The sequence below is a fragment of the Okeania sp. SIO3I5 genome (assembly GCF_010672085.1).
GTDB lineage: Bacteria > Cyanobacteriota > Cyanobacteriia > Cyanobacteriales > Microcoleaceae > Trichodesmium.
The window spans coordinates 19,698-40,810 of sequence record NZ_JAAHHT010000016.1 but is presented as its reverse complement, the minus strand read 5'-3'; the positions used below and the strand labels follow the sequence as shown (position 1 = coordinate 40,810).

The window sequence follows — 21,113 nt, the reverse complement described above, 5'->3', positions numbered from 1 at the left end:
TCTCCCTTTGCAATTAATAATTAATAATCAATAATTGAAGAGTTTGCGGAGCAAAATAGCAGTCGCCAACATGAAAATTGTTAATTATTCAGGAGAGGTAATTATTAATTATTAATTGTTAATTGTTAATTGTTAATTGCTGAATGCTCATAACTTTACAAAATTTTCAAAGCGAGAATTAAATACCTATGGCTGATTTTCCTTGGCTAACTACAATTATCCTATTTCCAGTAGTTGCCTCTTTGCTAATTCCAATCATTCCGGATAAAGATGGCAAAACGGTGCGGTGGTACGCCCTAATTATTGGATTAATTGATTTTACCATGATCACTACTGCTTTCTGCACAGGTTACGACACTAATAATCCTGAACTCCAACTGGTAGAAAGTTACGCTTGGGTACCGCCGCTAGACTTAAATTGGTCAGTGGGAGCAGATGGTTTATCCATGCCATTGATTATTCTGACTGGCTTTATCACCACCCTAGCAATAATGGCAGCGTGGCCTGTAACTTTTAAGCCAAAGCTATTTTATTTCTTGATGTTAGTAATGTACGGTGGTCAAATTGCTGTATTTGCCGTACAGGATATGTTGCTATTTTTCCTAGTTTGGGAATTGGAATTAGTACCTGTTTATCTAATTCTGTCAATCTGGGGTGGAAAACGGCGGTTGTATGCAGCAACTAAGTTTATCCTCTATACAGCAGGTGGCTCCCTGTTTATTTTGGTGGCAGCTTTAACAATGGCGTTTTATGGCGATACTGTTACCTTTGATATGCGGGCGATCGCTCTCAAAGATTACGCTTTTAATGTGCAACTGTTATTGTATGGAGCATTTTTGATTGCTTATGCTGTGAAGTTACCAATTTTCCCATTACACACTTGGTTGCCAGATGCTCACGGGGAAGCAACAGCACCCGCTCATATGTTACTGGCAGGAATTCTGCTGAAAATGGGTGGTTATGCTTTACTGCGGATGAATGCCGGAATGTTGCCGGATGCTCATGCGGTGTTTGCTCCGGCGTTGGTAATTTTGGGAGTTATCAATATTGTTTATGCTGCTTTGACGTCATTTGCTCAACGAAATTTGAAGCGGAAAATTGCCTATTCTTCGATTTCTCACATGGGGTTTGTGTTGATTGGTATAGCTTCGTTTACCGAAATTGGTCTGAGTGGAGCTGTACTGCAAATGATTTCCCACGGTTTAATTGGAGCGAGTTTGTTCTTTTTAGTGGGAGCTACTTATGACCGTACCCATACTTTAATATTAGATGAAATGGGTGGTGTCGGTCAGAAAATGAAGAAAGTGTTCGCTATGTGGACAACTTGTTCGATGGCATCTTTGGCGTTACCGGGAATGAGTGGTTTTGTAGCTGAGGTGATGATATTTATTGGTTTTGCTACCAGTGATGCTTATAACCCAACTTTCAAAGTATTGGTGATTTTCTTGGCAGCAGTGGGAGTAATTTTGACTCCAATTTATCTATTGTCAATGTTGCGGGAGATTTTGTACGGCCCTGAGAATAAGGAGTTAGTAGAACACGAAGTTCTCAAGGATGCGGAACCCCGCGAGGTGTTTATTATTGGTTGTTTGTTAGTGCCAATTATTGGGATAGGTTTGTATCCTAAGATTGTGACTCAGATTTATGATGCGACAACTGTGCAGTTAACGGCGCGGTTACGAGATTCAGTGCCGATGTTGATGGAGTCTGAGAAAGTGGCGTTAACAGATGGAACTGAGTCGCCGATGCGTGCGCCTGCAATTAAGTAGTGTTGCAGTTGTTTTTGATGAAGCGTAGGTCGGATTGAGGAACGTTTAGCTAACGCACAACTTTCCTGACGGAATGCTCCGCAAACGTTAACGCTACGCGACATGAAAAGCGCAGCTTATCCGAAGGATAAATCCCACAATAGGCATAGATTGGATTGAGGAAGTTCTATCTTCGGAGCTGATCCGCAGGATAAACCCAACAAAAGTAAGGTTTTGTTGGGTTTCACTTCGTTCAACAAGGGCCTACATTTGTATTGCCATTGTCGAAAGGCAGAGGTACTGATAACTGATAACTGATAATTGATAACTGAAATGACTGATGGCTCAAATCTCTATATCTCTATCCGACGATCTGCTGGCATACATTGAAGGCAAAGTCGAAAACCCCAGTGCTTTAATAGAATCTCTTTTACAAAAATGGCAACAACAGCAAGAAAAACAAGCCTTAGCTGAAGCTTGCAAAATGGTTGACGAACTTAATTTAGGTTGGGACGAAGAATGGCAGACTCAAGCAATTACGGACTGGGAAGCATCTGGATTGCCAGATTCGATCCCTCAATAAGAACAGAAATACGCAAAACTCGTCCTGCTTTGGTTATTTCTGGTACAGCTTTTAATATACCCTGTAATAACTGTTATGCCTTTTACCTCAGCTAAAGTAGGGAAAGAAGCTATTTCTCCTGCTGTCGTATACGTACCAGCATCCACGAAAAACGGTTTAGCGACAGATAGTTTATTGGTGTGTGTTGACTTGATGACATTTGACAAATCTAGATTAGTCGAACAAGTAGGCGAACTGGAAACCGAACTACTAAAGCAAGATCAGGCAATTGTGAAACGATATCTTGATTTATAGAACCCACTTGGAATATTTTTCAACAGTGGCGATCGCCTTTCATTAAGTAGTATTGCTCGTAGGGGTTTGGTCTCCAAACCCCCCAACCAAACAACGTCCCTACAAATTTTTGGTCTGGTACAAAACGAAAATTATCCACGTTTAACGACGGTTTATCCAATTGATTAATGGAGGTAAAACATAGTGAATGAAATAAAACTACATGATACTGTAGCTTTAACAGAAAATATGAAAATTACACAATTTATGACCGATAGAGAAGTAATATTACCTAGAGGTCAAGTAGGAACTGTGGTAGAAATTTACGATCAAGGAAAAGCTTTTGAGGTAGAATTTGCTAATAAAAATGGGCAAACTTACGCATTGATATCCATTGAACTTGAAAAACTAATGTTGCTCTATACAGACTGTTCCAATCTAATCCAGAGATAAAATTAGTATAATTGATAACTGAAATGACAGTAACCATACCTATTAACAAAATTGAGCTTAACCCTGGTAGTCTAATTATCCTAAATGACTTAACTTGGGAGCAGTTTGAAGCATTTCTAGAAGAAAGAGAAGCTAACGGAATCAAGACACGAATCGCTTATATTCAAGGAACTTTAACCATCATGTCTCCTCTTCCCGCTCACGAACGACCGCACCGAATTATTAGTGATATTGTGAAAGTATTGCTGGATAGTCAAGAACGAGACTGGGAAGATTTCGGTTCAACAACCTTTAGGAAAAGAGCTAAAAAAGTCGGTCTAGAACCTGATACTTGTTTTTATATCCAAAACGCTCAAAAAATGCGCTCTCGAATGAGGATAGATATGAATGTAGATCCACCTCCTGATTTAGCTATTGAGGTAGATGTCACATCCAAAACTACTCTTGATGCTTATGAAGCTTTAGCAGTTCCGGAATTATGGATTTATACTGAAGAAAAATTCACGATTCAGGTTTTTACCGATGGATTATATGTAGAATCATCTATCAGTCGTACTTTTCCCAATTTACCTATTTTAGAATTAATTCCTAATTTAGTCAACCAGGCATTAACGATAGGTAGCAGTAAAATGCTAAGAGAGTTGAGGAAGAAAATGAGTTAAAGTCCAGAGGTAATTATCAATTATCAATTATCCATTAGACTTCTCCAGAAAAGAGGGAACAGGGAACAGGGAACAGGGAACAGGAAGAAGTTATTGATAATTTATGGATAAGAATTGATTTTATTTTGGATTTTTGGAGATGTCTATTAATCAATCCTCTCTATAGCAATTTGCACCTCACTCCGTTTCAAATCTTCCGGTGTCATTGGCGAATTATACAACAACCGTCTTGGGGAACTCACAACTTCATATTCTGGGTGCTGCGCCAACCAATCTTTCAATTTTTGCAAATTTTGTTCATAGCTCTCCCAACTATAAGCACCCTGCACTCCAATACTCACAACTGTCATTGGCAAAGTATCTCTCACCATTACCTGAGAATCAATTTTTTGGGGAGTCATATTTGGGGTGGAATATAGAAAAGATACTTCTGTTTGTTCGCCTTCCCTGACATAACGAGCTTCTACAGGTGTTGTCATAGCAATTTCATTAGTGCTGATATGTTGATAAAGTGGATCGAAAGCGACTCTGGTTGCCATCCGGGAATCACCTGTATGGGTGTAAGTGACGCCACGGTATTGAGGATATTGTTTAATCTCGATAACATTTACTTCAGTAGGTTGAGGAAAACCTTGGGGTAAAGATGCTGACATAATTTTTTGGATGATTTGTTTAAGAGGATATTTTTAGAACTAGACTACTATTGAATGATTAGATTTTGTTTGTATTTCCTAGTCAAATTTTGTCTTCCCATTGTCGAAATTAGATAAAATGAAATTACGAAATGGAGAATAAGTAAAAAAAGAGCAAATAAATGAAAAATTAGTAACATATATTTTAGCAGAAAATCATAAAGATGGCAAACATAAAGCTCGTTTATTTAGATCGAAACTAGGGATTACTAAGGAGAATTATTATGTCAGACCATCAAACCAGTGGTATGATTAACTCAATGCTAGGTCGCCTCTATTTAAAAAACGAGGTTTTTCAGTCATTAGACTTGGAAGCTCAACAATCTATTGTTCAAGATATTTTGGAAGAATCCTATAATCTAGAGGAAATAAAATCGGATAACGAAGTCGAAGAAGATTAACATTTATTTCCAGCAAAATTGTAGTAAACTGTTTCAGATAAAATGATACAATGGGCAATCTACTAGAAAATGAAAAAGCCAAAAAAAGTAGATATTAGCAGTAAACGTCTAATTGGAATCGATCCAACTCGTTGGGTAGAATGGGTAAGTGAAATTCCCAATGTTACTGTCAAAGAAATTATTTCTTCAGACTTCCAATGGTTAAGTCATTTCAGTTATCAGTTATCAGTTATCAGTTATCAGTACCTCTAACGTAATTATTAATTATTAATTGTTAATTATTAATTGTTGAATGCCTTTTGTTCCTATTATGAAAGGAGGAGAAGAAGAAGTTACTGTGAGAAAAGCATTGCAACTTTTACGAGAGGATGGGGAGCTTTTAGAATTTGAAAATTTACTAGCATTTTTTGCTACATTTGCATTAAAGACTAAAATAATACAACAAATAATGAGGTGGGATATGGCTGTATTAGAACAATCTCCTTGGTATCAACAGATATTACAAGAGGGAGAACAAAGAGGAATACAAATTGGTGAACAAAGAGGAATACAAATTGGTGAACAACGAGGAATACAAATTGGTGAACAAAGAGGGGAGCAAAAAGGAATACTCTCTGGAATAGAACTAGGATTAGAATTAAAATTTGGTTCGTCAGGAAAAGAGATATTTTCAGAGATTAATACTATTGAAAATATTCAGGTTTTAGAAACAATTTTGGCTTCTATCAAAACTGTAGAGACTATTGATCAATTACGGCAAGTTTATCAGTCGGATTCTTAAACAAAATATTTAAAACTTATGCAGGCAAACCCAGAAACCGGGTTTCTCCTAGATGTTTATTGTTAAAAATAATGATTGACCTTAGAAACCCGGTTTCTTTGCGTAGAACTTACACAAAAAATGAAATTATGCACTATTTGTAGTAGCGTGTTTAGCTTGAAAATATGGGTTGAAAAAACCTAACCCCCTTCCTATCCCCCCTTTCAAAGGGGGGATAGGAAGGGGGAGCTTATCTCCTTTACAGGGGTAGGTTTTGAACAAAGGAGCGAGCGATCGCTTTGATTCAGTTAAAAATCCTCAAAAAAGTGTACTTTTGTATACAAAACAATACCTATAAACTCCCCCCTCCTCCCCCTCTTCCCTCTCTTCCCTCTCCTCCCTCTCTTCCCTCTCCTCCCCCTCTTCCCCCTCTTCCCCCTCTCCCCACACTTCTTTTAGATCGACGGTAAAAAACCTACCCCTGTGAAAGGAGGGAAGGGGGAGCTTATCTCCCCTCTCTTTGCAGGAGAGGGGGAGGGGCAGGGGGGAGAGGTCTTCATTGTTCTTCTTCACTGTGGTATTTAATGTTTTGGGCGATCGGAAATTCTATTGGTGACTCGGCGACTATTCGCAGGTTGATATCAACTACAATTTGATTTTTATTTAACGCCACATTTGCTTTTTTAATTAAAAGTTTAGCTGATAAATAATCATCTGATTCTGGTTCCAGAGGCAACTGAGATTTATAACCTGCTTCTTCCAACCATTCACAAATATTTCTCCAGTTTTGAATTTTGTCTTCTTGTTTACCTACCAGAATTCTGACGTATTGGTACAGGGTATTACACAAGGCAACCTCAACTCCATTGGCATTTTTATGGAGTTTTTCGGCAATTTCTCCAGGACTATAGCCAGATAAAAGACCCCGCAAATGTAGCTTTTCAGTGGGTGTTAGATGGCGGCCTTTAGCAGAGGCCATGTCGGCATAGAGGGTTTTCAAGTCCCAATATTCGGCTGCTTCAGAGAATGGTTGGTCTTGAGCTGGCACGGTTGGAAGTCCTCCTGTTGGAAGTTTGCTAATTAGATTATAACAAGATTGCTAATGTTTGTTAGTTGTTTGGGGTGGGTTGCTGAATTAGGATTACTGGGAGCAGTTATTGGTAAAAATAACTTTACTCATAATTAGTAATTGGGAAGTAAATATGGCATTTGTTGATAGAGTTTTTGAGTTTTTCAATAGTGGGACAGGATCGATTGAGACCGGATCTTATGGTGGAACAACAAGCAGCGCTCCTGTACCTATCCCTACCGATGTCGTCTTGTTTGGTAATGCTCAAGCTTTTGTATCCCTGCCAACAGATTCATTCATAACCGTTGGTTTTGCTGACAAAACTATTGTTGACGGTCCTGGAAACGACATTATTATTAACGAATTCGTCGGTAGTGGTGAATTTGCGAATGTTTTCGTCAGTTCTGACTTGGAGAATTTTAGCTTTCTAGGAACCGCTGCAAGTGGCACTTCTAGCACTTTCGATTTGTCAAGCATTGGATTTACTCAACCTGTAAGAGGCATCCAAATTGTCGGGTTAGATAATTTTAGTACCAGCTCTGTAAGTGGTAGTTCGCGAGGTTTCGATTTACTAAACGTAGAAGTACCAGACTCCAGCCTCCGAGACATTATCACAACCATCAACGGCAACAACAGAAACAACACACTCAACGGCACTGGTGGCAACGAAACAATTAACGGCAGAAACGGCAACGACCTACTAAACGGGCGCGGTGGCAACGATAACTTAATCGGAGGCAGCGGTAACGATCGCCTCAGAGGTGGTAATGGTAGAGACACTCTTAATGGTGGCAGTGGTAGAGATACCCTAGAGGGTGGCGCTGACAACGATAACTTAATCGGAGGTCGCGGTAATGATCGCCTTTTAGGCGGTAATGGTAGAGACACTATTAATGGTGGCAATGGAAACGACCGCTTTGAAGGCGGCGCTGGCAACGATATTTTCACAGGTGGTAGTGGCAGAGACAAATTCATCTACAACACCAACAGATTGTATCGTTCCAGAGACATCGGTACAGACAGAATTACCGACTTTACACCAGGCGTAGATGATATTATCCTCGACAAAGATACCTTTCTCACCTTGCACAGTCGTGCTGGCAATGGTTTTAGCATCAACCGGGAATTTGATATTGTGGATAACATAACTGCTGCTAGGAGTTCAGTAGCAGATATCGTTTACGATCGCTCCACCGGAGATTTATATTACAATCCCAATAGTGTCTTCCCTGGTTTTGGAGGTGGTGGCAAATTTGCAACTTTAGAAGGAACGCCGAATATTACCGAGTCAGATTTTGTCTTACAGTAGACCTCTCCCCTAACCCCTCTCCTGCGAGGAGAGGGGAAGTTATCTCCCCCCTTCGCTCCTCCCCCCTTTCAAAGGGGGCAAGGGGGGATAGTTGTGGGGTCGGGGGGTTAGGTTTTTTCACCCACATTTTCAAACTAGACACCCTACTACTGGATTTTTAGCGATCGCTGCTAACAATCAAACAGGACTTACGCAAACTCGTAAATGATACGCTATCAGTAGAGGGCAAATGCCATCTGTAGAGGGCAAATGCCATTTGCCCCTACAAGATACGGCGCTTCTGCATAAGTCCTGTCAAACTTTATTTGACATTTCTAATTCTGCCATTAACTTCGGCCAAATTATTAGGAAAAATCCCATCCAAGTCAAGATAGGGATGGAAACAATAACTGTTAACCAAACCATTCTAAAAATCAACCAACTACCACTAATAATAGTAATTCCTGTCAAAAGTATTGACCAAGGTTGACACCACCAAGGTTTGTAATTCCACGGATTAAATTTTTCTGTTTCAACTGAGTTGTTCATAATAAAAAATATGTGAGCAAAATAGTAACAGGACTTACGCAGAACTGCTATATATAGTAAGGGCGAATGCCATTCGCCCCTACAGGTGGTGTATGATTTCGTATTTTGCGTAAGTCCTGAGTAAATAAAACTGTAACACAACTATCTTGACTGTCGTTATTAATTATTAATTATTAATTATTAATTATTTTTCGGGTTCCTTCTCGAAACGCTTTTACAGCAGCAAGAGGATTGGGGTTCTGAATAGATTCGGTTAATAACTTAATGTCTAATTCTGGTAAAACTTTACTTCGATTAATTGCCTCATAACCAAAGGTTGCAGTGCATTGCTCCATATCTTGTCGCAGATGGTAAATAGCAAGGCGTTCTTCAAACCAAAACCAAACTTCTTGTATTCCTAATCTTTGGTAAAGAGCTAACCGATTAATTCCACCAGACGTAACAACTACTTCAACTGCCAAGTCGGGAAATTCTTTATCTGTGCCAATACAATAACTCTCGTCTGGTTCTCCTCCCACTTCCTGTTCAGATTTACGAAAAGTTGTGGAACCTGTGGGAAAGTATTCTATGTTGGTTTCCAGAAAATAAATTTCTAACAAAGTTCCAATTCGGGTTTTTCTACTTTCATGGCGACGACTAGGGGACAAAATCTCTACCACTCTATCTAAATAACTGATACGGTAGGAGGATTTTTCCCCTCTTTCTGATAATAATATTTCGTATTGCGACCAACTTACCGGACTAATACTATGGTTTTCTTCGGGGTCTTCAATCTGGAGATGTTCAGATAAATCATTTAAGAGAATCATGGATAATTAATAATGAATAATTAATAATGAATAATTAATAATTCAGGACTTACGCAGAGCTACTAAATGTAGATTCTATGCGTAAGTGCTGTAATTAATAATATAAGGAATTAGCAAGACCACTACCTAAATAGTAAGGAATATTCAAATTATCTAAGATTTCACCAAGGGTTACAGCCAAATCTATTTCAGAAACAATCATAAAATCTGTCTCAAGTAATTTATTGATTGAGCAATATTTTTCTCCTAATTTTAACTTGATGTACTCTATTTTGAATTGTTTATTAGTTAAATTATCATGTTGCTATTTAAATAAATTCCACCAGATTTGTTGTGACTGAATAGATGCTCTATGATATTGCATGAGTCTGGTTTCTATAGGCATTTTACCTATCAGTTCAAACCAAATTTTTTCAGCTTCTATTGTTGTATCTGCTGCTTGAGTTTTGTACATTATTTCAAGGAAAAAGGAAGAAGGAAAAGTAGATGAATCTATAAATAATACAGTCGCTCCAGAGTCTCGTCAACATCCTATACAAAGGGTGCGTTAATGAAATGTAACGCACCCTACTGGACTGTTTCAGCTAAAACTGTGCAATAGATTTTCTCCCTTGTCTCCCTTGTCTCCCTTGTCTTCCTTGTCTTCCTTGTCTAGACACAACCAAAAAGTAATGCACCATTTAAGATGAAACAATCCACTACTGGATTCTTAATCCGTACATCCGTGCCATAATCCGTGTGAGCTATTGTTGGGTTTCGTCCCTCAACCCAACCTACGCTTATTCCCTATTAGAAGAATTTAACCATTTAGTAATTTGTTTAATTATGCCACTAAGAATAGCACCTCCCATCAAAATTCCAATAGCTGGAGTAAAGACTGGTTCCCATAATCTATGCCAAAGATCGAGACCTAAAGACACTCCAGAATAACGGCCAATAACAGCGATCGCGAACCAGGCAAAACCAATTATTACTAGAAATACATCTACTACTAAAAATGTATCTAACCAGTTGATTAATTTGTCTTTCATTGTTAGTAATTCCTCACTCATAAGTATTGTAATTTATTATAAAATATAGCAATCCTAAATATAAATAGCTTGTAATATTCTATCATAGGGATTTGGTTTTAAAATCGAATTTTGGCTTGGGTTTGGAGACCAAACCCCTACAGTTTTTTTCACAAATCATTTAGGATTAGTATAATACCATTTCTAGATAGTAATGCTATATCTAGTTGTTATATCCTCATCTCCCCACCCCTCCCACACTTCCCACACCTCCCACACTCTCCATCTTAACTTGTAGGTATAAAAATAGTAACAGTTGTTTGCTCTTCAGGAATACTTTCGATAATTAATTTACCATTGTGTAATTCAGTCATCCGTTTAGCAATAACTAAACCTAAACCTGAACCTTGTTGCTCATATATGCGGCGATTAAATTGTTTATAAGCTCCCACGTTAGAAATTTCATTAATACTCATTCCTGTACCACGATCTATAAAATCAACAGCAAAAATATTATTAACTAATCTACCTATTACCTCCACTTTTGTATCTGGAATAGAAAATTTAAAAGCATTGTCTAACAACTCATCTATGATTTTCCTAAAGTTAGGTTCAGAAATTTTTAAGTTAGCATTATCCGATGTTACATCTAAATCTTTTAAGCGATTAAATTTTTTTGCTTTTTCAAGAGCAACCTCTTTAATTATTGACTTAGGATTACTCAGCTCGCCTGCTTTAAATAATTGTAATCTATCTCTATCTCGTGATAATAACTCTAAATCTGTATAGAGTAAAAAATTTTGAATTAGTCGATATAAACGGTGAGCAGAAAAATTAATATTTTCTAGCATGGTGAAAATTTCATCCTCTTCCAAATCTGGAAAATCTTCAATTATCAACTGTGAATAACCAATAATTCCATTGAGGGGAGTCCGTAGTTCGTGAGGTAGAGATAAAGTGATACTACTTCTTAAATCATCTAATTGTTCTTGAGTTTTTCTTTCAATAACTCTTTGTTTATCTAACCTAGTATTAATAGCTTTCATTAGTTCATTTCTAGTAAAAGGTTTGGTCAAATAATCATCTGCTCCTAATTCCATTCCTTCTCTTAAATCAGCTTTTGTGGATTTAGCAGTCAAAAAAATAAATGGAATTGCTTCTGTTGCTAAATTTTTCCGTAATGATTTTAAGACACCATATCCATCAACTTCCGGCATCATCACATCACAAAGAATTAAATCGGGAACTTCTTGTTGAGCCTTTTCTATTCCTACTCTGCCATTTTTTGCTCCTATTACCACAAAATCTTCTGCTTCTAAAATATCTGTAATGATTGTCAAAATTGGTTTCTCATCTTCAATCACTAGAATTTTTTTCATCTATATTTTCCTTTTCTAAATTCAATGGTAATATGACAGTAAATGTGCTTCCTACCCCGACTTCACTTTCTACAAAAATATGACCTTGATGTAAATCTACAAAGTTTTTCACAACAGTAAGTCCTAATCCTGTACCAGAAATATTAGCAGCATTTTCAGCGCGGTAGAAAGAATTAAATAGATATTTTTGTTCTGCTTCTGGAATACCAATACCTTCATCTTGGACTTGAAAAATTACATAGTTATTCAAGTAAGAAAGTTTGAGGTAAACCTGACTACCTTCGGGCGAATATTTGATTGCATTCCAAAGTAAATTATGCAGAATATGTTGCAACAACTTTTCATCTATAAAAACTACTTCAGGTATTTTTCCTATAGACTGATTTTGTGCTACTAAAAGAGAATCATTTTGCTGATAATTTTGCTGGTTTAAATCTAGCTCTAATATTTGATTTAAAACACTTGTATCTGTAGATTTTTTGGCGATTAATTGTTTAGCTTCTTGAACGACAAAATCAAGGGAATATTCACTACCAATATTGAGTTTAATATCTTCTATAATATCTCGACAAAACTTTTCTAAATCTAATGGTTCTGGGCTAAAATCAAAATTACCTGATTCCGTCTTGCCAATAACTAATATGTCATTAACTAACCCTGTCATGTGTTGAACTGTAGCTTGAATACGATGTAGATAAGTCAGTTTTTTTTCTTCATTCCATTTATTACCGTAGTGTTCCAATGCTTCTGCGGAAGCTAATATAGTAGTTAGAGGAGTCCGAAATTCATGGGATGCCATAGAAATAAACTGAGACTTAAGTTGATTTAGCTCTTTTTCTATTTCCAATGCTTTCTTCATTTCTGCTTCTGCCCACTTACGCTCTGTAATATCTTCAATATCACCTTCATAAGCAATTAGGTTACCTTGTGGATCGCGTACTGCTCTTGCATTTTCAGAAATCCAGACAATACTGCCATCAGCACGATAAGCTTGAGACTCAAATTTTAATACTGTTCCATCCCTATCGATCGACTCTAAAAATTCATCTCGACGACTAGGGTTAACATAAATTTGCTTGCCAATATCATTAACGTTTGCCATCAGTTGCCCTGGTGAGTCGTAACCAAATATCTTGGCTAAAGTAGGATTAGCATACACATAGCGTCCATCTGGTGTAGACCGAAAAATACCTTCAACCGAGTTCTCCAGAATGCTGCGATAGCTAGCTTCAGTTGAATGTAATTTTTGATATGCTGCTTCTAGTTGTAATTTGGTATTAAACTCAGTTTTTTGCAAAGACTCATATAAATATACTGAGAGGTCGCATATTAAACATACCCAGAATATGCGAAAGAACATCTTAACAAAATCCCAATCAAAAGATGTTACATCATAACCAAGAATTTGATTCACGCTAAAATAGTAACCTAAAATAGTGATTTGGGATACTAGGTGCAGAAACCATCTGACGGGAATTAAAGTTGCCTGACTAGAGAAAGTAAATATCCAGACAAAAAACTCAGGATTAACATTTCCTCTAATTGTATCTGAAATTTGCTGAATCATCGTCACGGCCCAAGAAAAGGTCAGAAAGATTAGACCTAAATGACGACGACCCCAAGAAGTTCGCAACAGAAAGATACAACCAAGTACAATTAAATGTACTAAAATTATGGGAATTACCCATTCTTCTAAACTATAAGATTTACCCTGTATTAAGTAGATTAGATTGAGTATAGTTCTACTTAAAAAGAAGAAAAAAGCTAACCACAATGCTAAATTGAGCCGAGCAATTAAAAAACGATGTTGCCACTGTGGATAGGAGAGATTTGTTAAGTGTGTAGAATTGCCAGAGGTAGGGTTAGCACTATCCAAATAGGCGAGTATTTGCCTAAGTGGGGATAGTCTCTGTAATTTTTTGAGCCATCCATTTAACATCGCTAGTGAAATTGAAACATTAGTTAGATCGAACTTTCTAGATCAGGATACCACTATTCAAGACTCAGGAGGTGCTAGAAGGCAATACAGGAAAAATTGCAAAATATAGCGCTAGGGAATAGGGAACAGGGAACAGGAAACAGCAGAATATCAAAGGGTTTTCCTACGGAATGCTGCGCAAACAGGATTTATAACTGTCTTAACCTTTGCTTCGACTGCTATACTCCCTATATCCAAATCTCCCCGCTCGTGACAAGAGTCCTAAAGTCTATTAGACATAGGCGTGAAAATTAAAAATAGAATCAATTCTTATCCAGAAATTATCAATTACTTCTCCCTTCTCCCTGTTCCCTGTTCCCTGTTCCCTGTTCCCTCTTTTCCGGAGATGTCTATTGATTACTTGCAGATAAATTACTCTAAAATGATATTATTAATTTTTGCTGTATATTTGTTATATTTATACCTAAACGTTTAGTCACACTATGGTCAGTTATACCTTGCCTCAAAATCCAGATACAATCATAACTGTTAGGGGCAAAGATTCAGAAAGGGCCCGTCAGAAAGCTATGGATAAGCTTGTGGAAATGATGGACTCTGGTGATATACCAACAGAATTAGAAAATGGATTTAGTCCGGAGCAGTTTATTGAGGTCAAAGAATCAAAAGAATCAAAAGAGATTACTTCTGAGGAGGAAGATGCTGTTGCTCAAGCAGTACAAATACTTAGCGATTTTGCTGCACTTAAGATGAAGGTTGTAGAATCTAGAGAAGAGGCATTAAAGATTCGTTCTGCAATTGAGGTGCTATTTACAGATGAACCTGTAACAGTTGAGGAAATTACTAATCTTAAAGATGGCTTTAAGATACTGAAAACTTTTGCTGTAGCTAATTTACGCTATAGAGAAGCAAGAGAGCAAGCACAAGAAGCTCGTGTTATCCTTGATGAAGCACTCACAGAATCAGAATTAAAGGGGTCTTCTAAATCAGCTAAGTAGCTCTCAAATAGATTTTGATTTCCAATTCAATTGATTAGGTGTCTCTATTTGTACAGAATCTACTACGAGATTAGTCTACTTATAGATTTAGTAATTCAAAAGACATCTCCATAAAAGAGGGAAGAGGGAACACTTAACTGGGAACAGGGGGGGAGTAATTGATAATTTATCAATAAGAATTGATTTAATTTTTGATTATCGGAGATGTCTAAAGTATTATTAATTATTAATTAATAATGTCGCCGACATGAAAAACTTTGCGGAGTATGCCAAACGAAAAGTTTCCCGTAGGGTGGCATGGATGGGTTACCGGCGCCATATCCAATCTCCCCTCAAGAAATAAATTTTTTTCTTTGATCCTCTTACCTCTCCCTAAAAGCTATGCTTTATAAACATCTTTCTCTTTTCATAAAACTTGACAACATAGAGGAGTTATGTTTAAGTCTTGAATCGGCTTTTTCAGGAGAAAAGAGTATTTTTCAATACACTCTTTTATGAATGTAGACAGAATTCTTCCTCCCCATCCTCCCCATCCTCCCCCTCCTCCCCCTCCTCCCCATCCTCCCCATCCTCCCCATCCTCCCCATCCTCCCACAAGGGTTTCAAGAGTTCCTTATCAGGGATAGCCCTAAAAGGGAGAGGTAATTGTTAATTTTTAATTGTTAATTGCTGAATTATCATCAGTAATATCACTTAGGGGGATGTAATAATGGTTTCCTGTAATTAATTTATAAAGTTCCTCAATCATCACCCTAGTAAGACACTATTATGAAACTTTGGTTAGGGAAGATAACAGAGAGAGTTCCTAATCATTTGATAAGCTTTTCACTTTGATATTTACTACTTATCAAAAAGTAGATTTTCATCTATACCTCTACTTGAATAGTTGAATTAATAACAATTTTGAGATGTAGAAATATTTCAGTGCTGAATCAAAAAATCTCATGGACTACTCACACTTAGCACTATAATTTAGTGTTCTATACAACAAAATTGTGATCTGAATCATTAAAAAAACTGAAATATCTCACATAATTATCAAGATGAAAGTCACTGAGGCTTACTTAATAATAATTGATACTGGGTATCATAATAATCAAATAATAACTATTTGAAATTTTTTAAGATACTACTGGAGAAAACTTTTAATCATGTCCGCAAAAGAAGCTCAATTAATCAAATTCTTAAAGTGGGAGTTGTCCATATCTGATTCTGCGATCGCTACTGCTTTACGACATCAAGAAGAAGACTCTAATCAATTACCGATGGTACTTTGGCAATACGGTCTCGTAACATTGAAGCAATTGGACCAAANTTTTCATGCCTGTTCCCTGTTCCCTGTTCCCTACTTAATATTTGTTTATAGATATTTTCAATATAGCTAAGAAAGAGTTAGCTCTTGACAATTACTGATGATGAATCTAAGACTAGGAAATGTTTTTCATGCCTGTTCCCTGTTCCCTGTTCCCTGTTCCCTGTTCCCTGCTATATTCTGATTTTTGATAAACTTTTTAATAAATTACTTAACCTAAGAAAAGTCTGTGAAATACTTCTTTTTATCAGAGGGATGGGCAATAGGTCAAATCTGGACAGTAGGTGGCATCTGGAATGAAACTGCCTGGAGACGGGCACCCGATATCAAAAAAATGTCAATCTCTCTGTGGGATAAAGATAAAAATGAACAAATGTGGCTCCACCAAGTTGAAGATGCTGTATTAATGTTAGAGATTTATCCCACTATTGAAGCTCAAAAGTATACTTCTAATCAAAATATTGGCAACGTTGTATTAACTCGCTTGATTGATGCTGAACAAGTCTTAGAATATCTTTCCAATACCTCAGCCATTTGTCAAACTAACCAAATTTAATTCAAAATTCAAAATTCAAAATTCAATTCATTTTAACTACAGTAGAAATTGCTACATGGTACTCGCAGCATAGCGCGGGGAAGGTACGAAATCTCAAATCTATTATTTGTAAAGTTTTGACTAAAGTTGAATGCTGAGAGCTGAATGCTGAATGCTGAGAGCTGAATGCTGAATGGTATAGCAGTTGCCATTACTGTGAAGACTTTTGAAATAGCCAAAACTAAATATCCATAATTAATACTATGTCCTGATTCCTTGTTCAATTTGCTTGCTATTAACTTCAAAACTCTATACAATTCTTGAAATAGTTTTAAGTTTTTATGCCCTCATCTAGTCAAATTGGCCATTCCGTCCAAAAGAATTTTAATAATTGGACGAATATTTGGAACAATTTATTTTTGGAAGAGAGTATAAATCTAAGAAATGCGGTTGGCTCGACCGTGAATGCCTGTGGATGAGTAACCGCCGACGGCCTCAGTGGAAGCAGGTAGGAACGTTTCGCAAAACGTCCGTACACATAAAATTGTCACGTTATGTAACGCTTTGTGTCAGTTTTATAGAGTAGCAGCGCCATAATAAGCAAAAGAAAAAAGCTTTCAGAATTATAGTAGTCATCACTTACAGGAGGAGCGTAGTCAATGGGACTACCTTGGTATCGTGTACATACAGTCGTTCTGAACGATCCAGGACGACTAATATCCGTGCATCTAATGCACACTGCTCTAGTAGCAGGTTGGGCTGGCTCAATGGCCCTTTATGAACTAGCAATTTTCGATCCTAGCGATCCAGTCCTGAACCCCATGTGGCGTCAGGGAATGTTTGTTATGCCATTCATGGCCCGTCTAGGTGTTACCCAATCTTGGGGTGGCTGGAGTGTTACAGGAGAAGTAGCTTCCAACGTTGGTTTCTGGTCTTTTGAAGGTGTAGCAGCAGCTCACATCGTTCTTTCTGGTCTATTATTCCTAGCTGCTGTATGGCACTGGGTTTTCTGGGACTTAGATTTATTCTTTGACGAACGTACAGGAGATCCTGCTCTAGACCTGCCAAAAATGTTTGGCATTCACTTATTCTTATCTGGTTTACTTTGCTTTGGCTTTGGGGCCTTCCATTTGACCGGAGTATTTGGTCCGGGAATGTGGGTATCAGATCCTTATGGGTTGACCGGTTCGATCCAACCAGTAGCACCATCATGGGGACCAGAAGGATTTAACCCATTTAATTCTGGTGGAATTGTAGCTCACCATATTGCTGCTGGAATTGTGGGGATTATTGCTGGTTTATTCCACTTATCAGTAAGACCTCCAGAACGTCTCTACAGAGCGTTGCGGATGGGTAACATTGAAACAGTTCTCTCCAGCAGTATTGCAGCAGTGTTCTTTGCAGCTTTTGTTGTCGCAGGCACAATGTGGTATGGCTGTGCAGCTACTCCTATCGAACTGTTTGGCCCTACTCGTTATCAGTGGGATAGTAGTTACTTCCAACAAGAAATTGATCGTCGCGTTCAAGCTGAGTTAGTAGCAGGGAAAACTGCTTCAGAAGCATGGTTAACTATCCCCGAAAAATTAGCTTTTTATGACTATGTTGGTAATAGTCCTGCTAAAGGCGGTCTATTCCGTGTTGGGCCAATGAATAATGGTGATGGTTTAGCTCAAGGTTGGCTTGGTCATCCTATATTTAAGGATAGGGATGGCGAGGAATTATTTGTACGTCGCTTACCTAACTTCTTTGAAACTTTCCCAGTAGTTTTGACCAACTCTGAAGGTGTAGTTAAAGCTGATATTCCTTTCCGTCGTTCAGAATCAAAATATAGTTTTGAGGAACGGGGCGTAACAGTTAGCTTCTTGGGTGGGGATCTTGATGGTCAAACCTTTACTAATCCCGCTGATGTTAAGAGGTATGCTCGTAAAGCTCAGACTGGCGAACCTTTTGAATTTGACCAAGAAACTTTAGGTTCTGACGGTGTATTCCGAACTAGCACTCGTGGTTGGTTTACTTATGGTCATGCTTGTTTTGCTCTCCTATTCTTCTTCGGTCATATTTGGCACGGATGCCGGACTTTATTCCGCGATGTGTTTGCAGGTATTGACCCGGATCTAGAGGAACAAGTAGAGTTTGGTTTATTCCAGAAATTGGGTGACTTGAGTACCCGTAGGACGGAAACATAATAAAACCAATACTAAAGTTTGGCTATAGTGGCCAATTTGGTATATTTTACTGGCTATCAGCTTTTATATCTCTGGTGGGAAATCCTGGCCACTCCAAGCGCCGGATAGTTGAGGAGAGGTAAAAATTCCTTTCTAAAGCTTAATTCTACTGAGTGCTGAGTGCTGACCGTTTCTTTGATCTTCAAATTTGATAAAAGTCCAACGATTACTTTGAAAAAGTTTACAAAGTATTTTCGTTGGACTTTTATTTACGATCAACTGGTAAACTAATATAGAACTGGATTTTCAGGAAATTCTTTTATGGAAAGTGCAGCTTATATTCTCGTATTGGCTTTGTCCTTAGGCGTAATATTTTTCGCGATCGCCTTCCGCGATCCACCTAGAATTGGAAAGTAATCATTCTCGATTGATTTTCAATTAAACAAATTGCCTTTTTGATAAGTTATGAGTGCTGAGTTCTGAGCAAAGCACTCATACCTAATAACTAATAACAAGTGGCCATCTGCCTGACCTGGGCAAAGTTATTTATGTATGAAAAATTTACCGAAAAATCAAGGTTTAAAGCCTCTCCTTTAAAGGAGAAAAAAGCGGTCGTTTGCGGAGCAGTCCGTAGGATGGGATGCTGAGGTCTCCTTTCCCTCCGGGACGCTACGCGTTTCATGTCGCGTAGCGAAACGGCAGATCCAATCGACCAAGAGAGCGGTCGTTTGCAAAGCATAAGTAGGATGGCATAGATGGGTTACCTAACCATATGCAATAGGCCAAGAGAAGAGAAAAATTCCTTTTTAACCAATCCTCTTCTTAAAAAGAAGAGGTAATTATTAATTATTAATTGTTAATTATTAATTATTGAAAGTATGCTATGTCCAATTTGCCAACATACTAATAGTCGTGTTCTAGAATCACGTTCTGCTGAATCTGACAAGAGTATCCGACGTAGGCGGGAATGTATGAATTGCCAGCATCGTTTCACGACTTATGAAAGAATAGAATTTGTGACAATAACAGTAATTAAAAGGGATGGTAAAAAGGAGTCTTTTGACAAGTCGAAATTACTTCGAGGTATTATCCGTTCCTGTGAAAAAACTGGTATTGAAGCTAGTCAGCTTGAAGCTATTGTCAATGAAATAGAGGTTGAATTACAGGGGAGATCCCAGAGAGAAATTACCAGTGCTGAAATTGGTGAAATTGTTCTTAGTAGATTGAGTGGTATTAGTGAAGTTGCCTATATCCGTTTCGCTTCTGTTTATCGTAAATTTCAAGGTATTCGGGATTTTGTAGAGACCCTAAATCATCTGCAAAATCAAAAAGATAATTTGAAATTTGCTGCGACTGTACCACAAAGTTCTGAAATTTCTCTACAACAAGATGCTCCAGAGTGTGAAACACCAGCATCTTGTACAAGTTAGTTTTGAAGTTGACATATAGTAACTATAACTGCAATTTACTTAAAGATATTAAAAGAATTATGCTTATGTTTATATAAATCCAAAAATGGCTTGTTGATCAATGCTGATCTGAACGGCAGTTACAAGATACTACGCTTATAAAGTTCCAACTGTTTATGCTGATGTATGGATAGGAATTAGGACTAATTCCCTAATGTAGCTTATGGAATAGGTCTTCTGCCTACCTTAAACTCGAAAGTTAGACATTAGCTGACGTGAAGAATGAGCTGAATATTTGTTCTGATATAACAAAAACATAAATTCGGAAATTTATTAGTAACTAAGTGGCCGGAAAAATAATTAGTATTACAGTTGTGAAGTTGTGGTAAAATTAAGTGTTTTGGATCATAATAGTAGTTGAGGAACTTGGCTTGACTAGGTGAAATTTCTATTCTACTGATATATAGACCTCACACTTACTAACCACAAATCTAATCAAAGCGCTCAAGTCGCGAACATGGTTAGTCCAGCCCACTTTTTTAAAGTAAACGTCCCGATCAGTAAAATCAATTCAAAATTCAAAATTATCAATTCAAAATTATTACCTCTGTCCAAAGTCAAAAGTTTGAAACAAAGAAAATCTTTTTTGATTTTTTTCGTTCTCAAGAATGAGCCTTTAATCCTTGATTAAACAATTATTCAATAACTTGGCAGCCCAAATTTTTGAACTTGGAATTTTGAATGCATGAATTCAAAAATGGTCATAACACCTTGGGGTGCGAGGCCAGTCCTGAGCTTCTGTTGTTTGGCATTAAACAGGTAAAGAGATTTGAAAAACCAGTGTATCATAGCTCTCTCAAAGCCAAAATAAGTGGGCGAGGCCAACTTGACGCATTTTGTGCAAAACGGGAGCCACTGAGGTCAAAATTTTTGCCTAACCTTATGTTTTGAGGTGTATTAATATACCTTAAAAATATCTTATTTCTTTAGGAAATAGAGGCAATTACTCATTTTAAGCGCATTTTTTCTAAGAGTTATTAAAATAATTTTGTAGATGCCCAAGCCTTAATTCGGCAAGTGGG

Annotated in this window: 26 protein-coding genes; 17 read left to right on the top strand and 9 right to left on the bottom strand. The window is 37.5% G+C overall.

Translation table 11 applies throughout. The annotated features are described in order from the left end of the window. Positions 1-188: 188 nt before the first annotated feature. The 6 genes from F6K40_RS05395 (at position 189) to F6K40_RS05375 (ending at position 3,719) form a co-directional block, all read left to right on the top strand. Positions 189-1,769: an NAD(P)H-quinone oxidoreductase subunit 4 gene (locus F6K40_RS05395; RefSeq protein ID WP_293132445.1), complete on the top strand. Its 1,581-nt coding sequence runs from the start codon at positions 189-191 to the stop codon at positions 1,767-1,769. Between the two features lie 319 nt (positions 1,770-2,088). Beyond that, entirely contained in the window at positions 2,089-2,331 is a 243-nt protein-coding gene (locus tag F6K40_RS05390; RefSeq protein ID WP_293132442.1) for a hypothetical protein, read from the top strand. Next, complete coding sequence (locus F6K40_RS40650; protein WP_365670245.1) at positions 2,268-2,426, top strand: type II toxin-antitoxin system PemK/MazF family toxin; 159 nt, start codon at positions 2,268-2,270, stop codon at positions 2,424-2,426. Before F6K40_RS05390 ends, F6K40_RS40650 begins: the two co-directional genes overlap by 64 nt. Beyond that, entirely contained in the window at positions 2,407-2,625 is a 219-nt protein-coding gene (locus F6K40_RS05385) for a type II toxin-antitoxin system PemK/MazF family toxin (RefSeq protein ID WP_293132439.1), read from the top strand. Before F6K40_RS40650 ends, F6K40_RS05385 begins: the two co-directional genes overlap by 20 nt. 183 nt (positions 2,626-2,808) lie before the next feature. After that, entirely contained in the window at positions 2,809-3,057 is a 249-nt protein-coding gene (locus F6K40_RS05380; protein ID WP_293132436.1) for a DUF4926 domain-containing protein, read from the top strand. A 23-nt stretch (positions 3,058-3,080) separates the two neighbouring features. Beyond that, positions 3,081-3,719, top strand: a complete 639-nt coding sequence (locus F6K40_RS05375) for a Uma2 family endonuclease (RefSeq protein ID WP_293132433.1) — start codon at positions 3,081-3,083, stop codon at positions 3,717-3,719. Positions 3,720-3,865: 146 nt separating this feature from the next. Here F6K40_RS05375 and F6K40_RS05370 read toward each other — a convergent pair whose 3' ends face one another. Beyond that, on the bottom strand, positions 3,866-4,372 hold the full coding sequence (locus tag F6K40_RS05370; protein ID WP_293132430.1) for a heme-binding protein: 507 nt from the start codon (positions 4,370-4,372) through the stop codon (positions 3,866-3,868). Positions 4,373-4,529: 157 nt separating this feature from the next. On the opposite strand from F6K40_RS05370, the gene F6K40_RS40645 reads away from it, so the two are divergent. From F6K40_RS40645 to F6K40_RS05355, 4 genes are all read left to right on the top strand, one after another. After that, the gene (locus F6K40_RS40645; RefSeq protein WP_365670299.1) at positions 4,530-4,667 is read left to right on the top strand and encodes a DUF6883 domain-containing protein; all 138 of its coding nucleotides are present in this window, start codon (positions 4,530-4,532) and stop codon (positions 4,665-4,667) included. Then, positions 4,636-4,812 carry a hypothetical protein gene (locus F6K40_RS05365; RefSeq protein ID WP_293132427.1) on the top strand — a complete coding sequence of 59 codons (177 nt, stop codon included), beginning with the start codon at positions 4,636-4,638 and terminating at the stop codon, positions 4,810-4,812. The genes F6K40_RS40645 and F6K40_RS05365 overlap by 32 nt, the downstream gene beginning before the upstream one ends. 69 nt (positions 4,813-4,881) lie before the next feature. After that, complete coding sequence (locus tag F6K40_RS05360; RefSeq protein WP_293132424.1) at positions 4,882-5,064, top strand: hypothetical protein; 183 nt, start codon at positions 4,882-4,884, stop codon at positions 5,062-5,064. 40 nt (positions 5,065-5,104) lie between these two features. After that, positions 5,105-5,593 carry an RpnC/YadD family protein gene (locus tag F6K40_RS05355; RefSeq protein ID WP_293132421.1) on the top strand — a complete coding sequence of 163 codons (489 nt, stop codon included), beginning with the start codon at positions 5,105-5,107 and terminating at the stop codon, positions 5,591-5,593. Between the two features lie 297 nt (positions 5,594-5,890). Here the strand turns inward: F6K40_RS05355 and F6K40_RS05350 are convergent, their stop codons facing one another. After that, positions 5,891-6,145 carry a hypothetical protein gene (locus tag F6K40_RS05350; protein WP_293132418.1) on the bottom strand — a complete coding sequence of 85 codons (255 nt, stop codon included), beginning with the start codon at positions 6,143-6,145 and terminating at the stop codon, positions 5,891-5,893. After that, entirely contained in the window at positions 6,129-6,620 is a 492-nt protein-coding gene (locus F6K40_RS05345) for a helix-turn-helix domain-containing protein (RefSeq protein WP_293132415.1), read from the bottom strand. The genes F6K40_RS05350 and F6K40_RS05345 overlap by 17 nt, the downstream gene beginning before the upstream one ends. Before the next feature lie 154 nt (positions 6,621-6,774). On the opposite strand from F6K40_RS05345, the gene F6K40_RS05340 reads away from it, so the two are divergent. Next, positions 6,775-7,950 carry a calcium-binding protein gene (locus F6K40_RS05340; protein WP_293132412.1) on the top strand — a complete coding sequence of 392 codons (1,176 nt, stop codon included), beginning with the start codon at positions 6,775-6,777 and terminating at the stop codon, positions 7,948-7,950. A gap of 294 nt (positions 7,951-8,244) precedes the next feature. On the opposite strand, the gene F6K40_RS05335 is transcribed toward F6K40_RS05340, so the two are convergent. The 6 genes from F6K40_RS05335 to F6K40_RS05310 all read right to left on the bottom strand — a co-directional run bounded on the left by F6K40_RS05335 (position 8,245) and on the right by F6K40_RS05310 (position 13,615). Further along, entirely contained in the window at positions 8,245-8,478 is a 234-nt protein-coding gene (locus F6K40_RS05335; protein ID WP_293132409.1) for a DUF6737 family protein, read from the bottom strand. Between the two features lie 173 nt (positions 8,479-8,651). Then, positions 8,652-9,287 carry a Uma2 family endonuclease gene (locus F6K40_RS05330; protein ID WP_293132406.1) on the bottom strand — a complete coding sequence of 212 codons (636 nt, stop codon included), beginning with the start codon at positions 9,285-9,287 and terminating at the stop codon, positions 8,652-8,654. A gap of 304 nt (positions 9,288-9,591) precedes the next feature. Further along, positions 9,592-9,741, bottom strand: coding sequence for a hypothetical protein (locus F6K40_RS05325; RefSeq protein WP_293132403.1), 150 nt, complete (start codon positions 9,739-9,741; stop codon positions 9,592-9,594). A 325-nt stretch (positions 9,742-10,066) separates the two neighbouring features. Beyond that, the gene (locus tag F6K40_RS05320; protein WP_293132400.1) at positions 10,067-10,318 is read right to left on the bottom strand and encodes a hypothetical protein; all 252 of its coding nucleotides are present in this window, start codon (positions 10,316-10,318) and stop codon (positions 10,067-10,069) included. A gap of 266 nt (positions 10,319-10,584) precedes the next feature. Next, positions 10,585-11,676: a hybrid sensor histidine kinase/response regulator gene (locus F6K40_RS05315; RefSeq protein ID WP_293132397.1), complete on the bottom strand. Its 1,092-nt coding sequence runs from the start codon at positions 11,674-11,676 to the stop codon at positions 10,585-10,587. Beyond that, a complete protein-coding gene (locus F6K40_RS05310) occupies positions 11,654-13,615 on the bottom strand; it encodes a PAS domain-containing sensor histidine kinase (protein ID WP_293132394.1) in 1,962 nt (653 codons plus the stop codon). The genes F6K40_RS05315 and F6K40_RS05310 overlap by 23 nt, the downstream gene beginning before the upstream one ends. Before the next feature lie 482 nt (positions 13,616-14,097). Here F6K40_RS05310 and F6K40_RS05305 point away from each other — a divergent pair, with 482 nt between their 5' ends. The 6 genes from F6K40_RS05305 (at position 14,098) to nrdR (ending at position 20,052) form a co-directional block, all read left to right on the top strand. Next, positions 14,098-14,610, top strand: a complete 513-nt coding sequence (locus tag F6K40_RS05305) for a hypothetical protein (protein WP_293132392.1) — start codon at positions 14,098-14,100, stop codon at positions 14,608-14,610. A gap of 1,151 nt (positions 14,611-15,761) precedes the next feature. After that, positions 15,762-15,995 (top strand): DUF2949 domain-containing protein, encoded by a 234-nt coding sequence (locus F6K40_RS05300; protein WP_293132389.1) that lies wholly within the window; start codon positions 15,762-15,764, stop codon positions 15,993-15,995. A gap of 156 nt (positions 15,996-16,151) precedes the next feature. Further along, the gene (locus tag F6K40_RS05295; protein WP_293132386.1) at positions 16,152-16,478 is read left to right on the top strand and encodes a hypothetical protein; all 327 of its coding nucleotides are present in this window, start codon (positions 16,152-16,154) and stop codon (positions 16,476-16,478) included. A 638-nt stretch (positions 16,479-17,116) separates the two neighbouring features. Then, entirely contained in the window at positions 17,117-18,643 is a 1,527-nt protein-coding gene (psbB, locus tag F6K40_RS05290) for a photosystem II chlorophyll-binding protein CP47 (RefSeq protein ID WP_293132383.1), read from the top strand. Positions 18,644-18,943: 300 nt separating this feature from the next. Next, entirely contained in the window at positions 18,944-19,039 is a 96-nt protein-coding gene (locus tag F6K40_RS05285; protein ID WP_293132380.1) for a photosystem II reaction center protein T, read from the top strand. Positions 19,040-19,500: 461 nt separating this feature from the next. Further along, positions 19,501-20,052, top strand: coding sequence for a transcriptional regulator NrdR (nrdR, locus tag F6K40_RS05280; protein ID WP_293132377.1), 552 nt, complete (start codon positions 19,501-19,503; stop codon positions 20,050-20,052). The last annotated feature ends 1,061 nt before the right edge of the window (positions 20,053-21,113 follow it).

Coding starts and splice junctions, on each gene's coding strand:
- F6K40_RS05315 (WP_293132397.1), bottom strand. CDS start 11,676: ATGAAAAAAATTCTAGTGATTGAAGATGAGAAACCAATTTTGACAATC.
- F6K40_RS05355 (WP_293132421.1), top strand. CDS start 5,105: ATGCCTTTTGTTCCTATTATGAAAGGAGGAGAAGAAGAAGTTACTGTG.
- F6K40_RS05360 (WP_293132424.1), top strand. CDS start 4,882: ATGAAAAAGCCAAAAAAAGTAGATATTAGCAGTAAACGTCTAATTGGA.
- nrdR (WP_293132377.1), top strand. CDS start 19,501: ATGCTATGTCCAATTTGCCAACATACTAATAGTCGTGTTCTAGAATCA.
- F6K40_RS05325 (WP_293132403.1), bottom strand. CDS start 9,741: ATGTACAAAACTCAAGCAGCAGATACAACAATAGAAGCTGAAAAAATT.
- psbB (WP_293132383.1), top strand. CDS start 17,117: ATGGGACTACCTTGGTATCGTGTACATACAGTCGTTCTGAACGATCCA.
- F6K40_RS05305 (WP_293132392.1), top strand. CDS start 14,098: ATGGTCAGTTATACCTTGCCTCAAAATCCAGATACAATCATAACTGTT.
- F6K40_RS05365 (WP_293132427.1), top strand. CDS start 4,636: ATGTCAGACCATCAAACCAGTGGTATGATTAACTCAATGCTAGGTCGC.
- F6K40_RS05395 (WP_293132445.1), top strand. CDS start 189: ATGGCTGATTTTCCTTGGCTAACTACAATTATCCTATTTCCAGTAGTT.
- F6K40_RS05335 (WP_293132409.1), bottom strand. CDS start 8,478: ATGAACAACTCAGTTGAAACAGAAAAATTTAATCCGTGGAATTACAAA.
- F6K40_RS05310 (WP_293132394.1), bottom strand. CDS start 13,615: ATGTTAAATGGATGGCTCAAAAAATTACAGAGACTATCCCCACTTAGG.
- F6K40_RS05370 (WP_293132430.1), bottom strand. CDS start 4,372: ATGTCAGCATCTTTACCCCAAGGTTTTCCTCAACCTACTGAAGTAAAT.
- F6K40_RS05385 (WP_293132439.1), top strand. CDS start 2,407: ATGCCTTTTACCTCAGCTAAAGTAGGGAAAGAAGCTATTTCTCCTGCT.
- F6K40_RS40650 (WP_365670245.1), top strand. CDS start 2,268: ATGGCAGACTCAAGCAATTACGGACTGGGAAGCATCTGGATTGCCAGA.
- F6K40_RS05285 (WP_293132380.1), top strand. CDS start 18,944: ATGGAAAGTGCAGCTTATATTCTCGTATTGGCTTTGTCCTTAGGCGTA.
- F6K40_RS05330 (WP_293132406.1), bottom strand. CDS start 9,287: ATGATTCTCTTAAATGATTTATCTGAACATCTCCAGATTGAAGACCCC.
- F6K40_RS05390 (WP_293132442.1), top strand. CDS start 2,089: ATGGCTCAAATCTCTATATCTCTATCCGACGATCTGCTGGCATACATT.
- F6K40_RS05320 (WP_293132400.1), bottom strand. CDS start 10,318: ATGAAAGACAAATTAATCAACTGGTTAGATACATTTTTAGTAGTAGAT.
- F6K40_RS05340 (WP_293132412.1), top strand. CDS start 6,775: ATGGCATTTGTTGATAGAGTTTTTGAGTTTTTCAATAGTGGGACAGGA.
- F6K40_RS05375 (WP_293132433.1), top strand. CDS start 3,081: ATGACAGTAACCATACCTATTAACAAAATTGAGCTTAACCCTGGTAGT.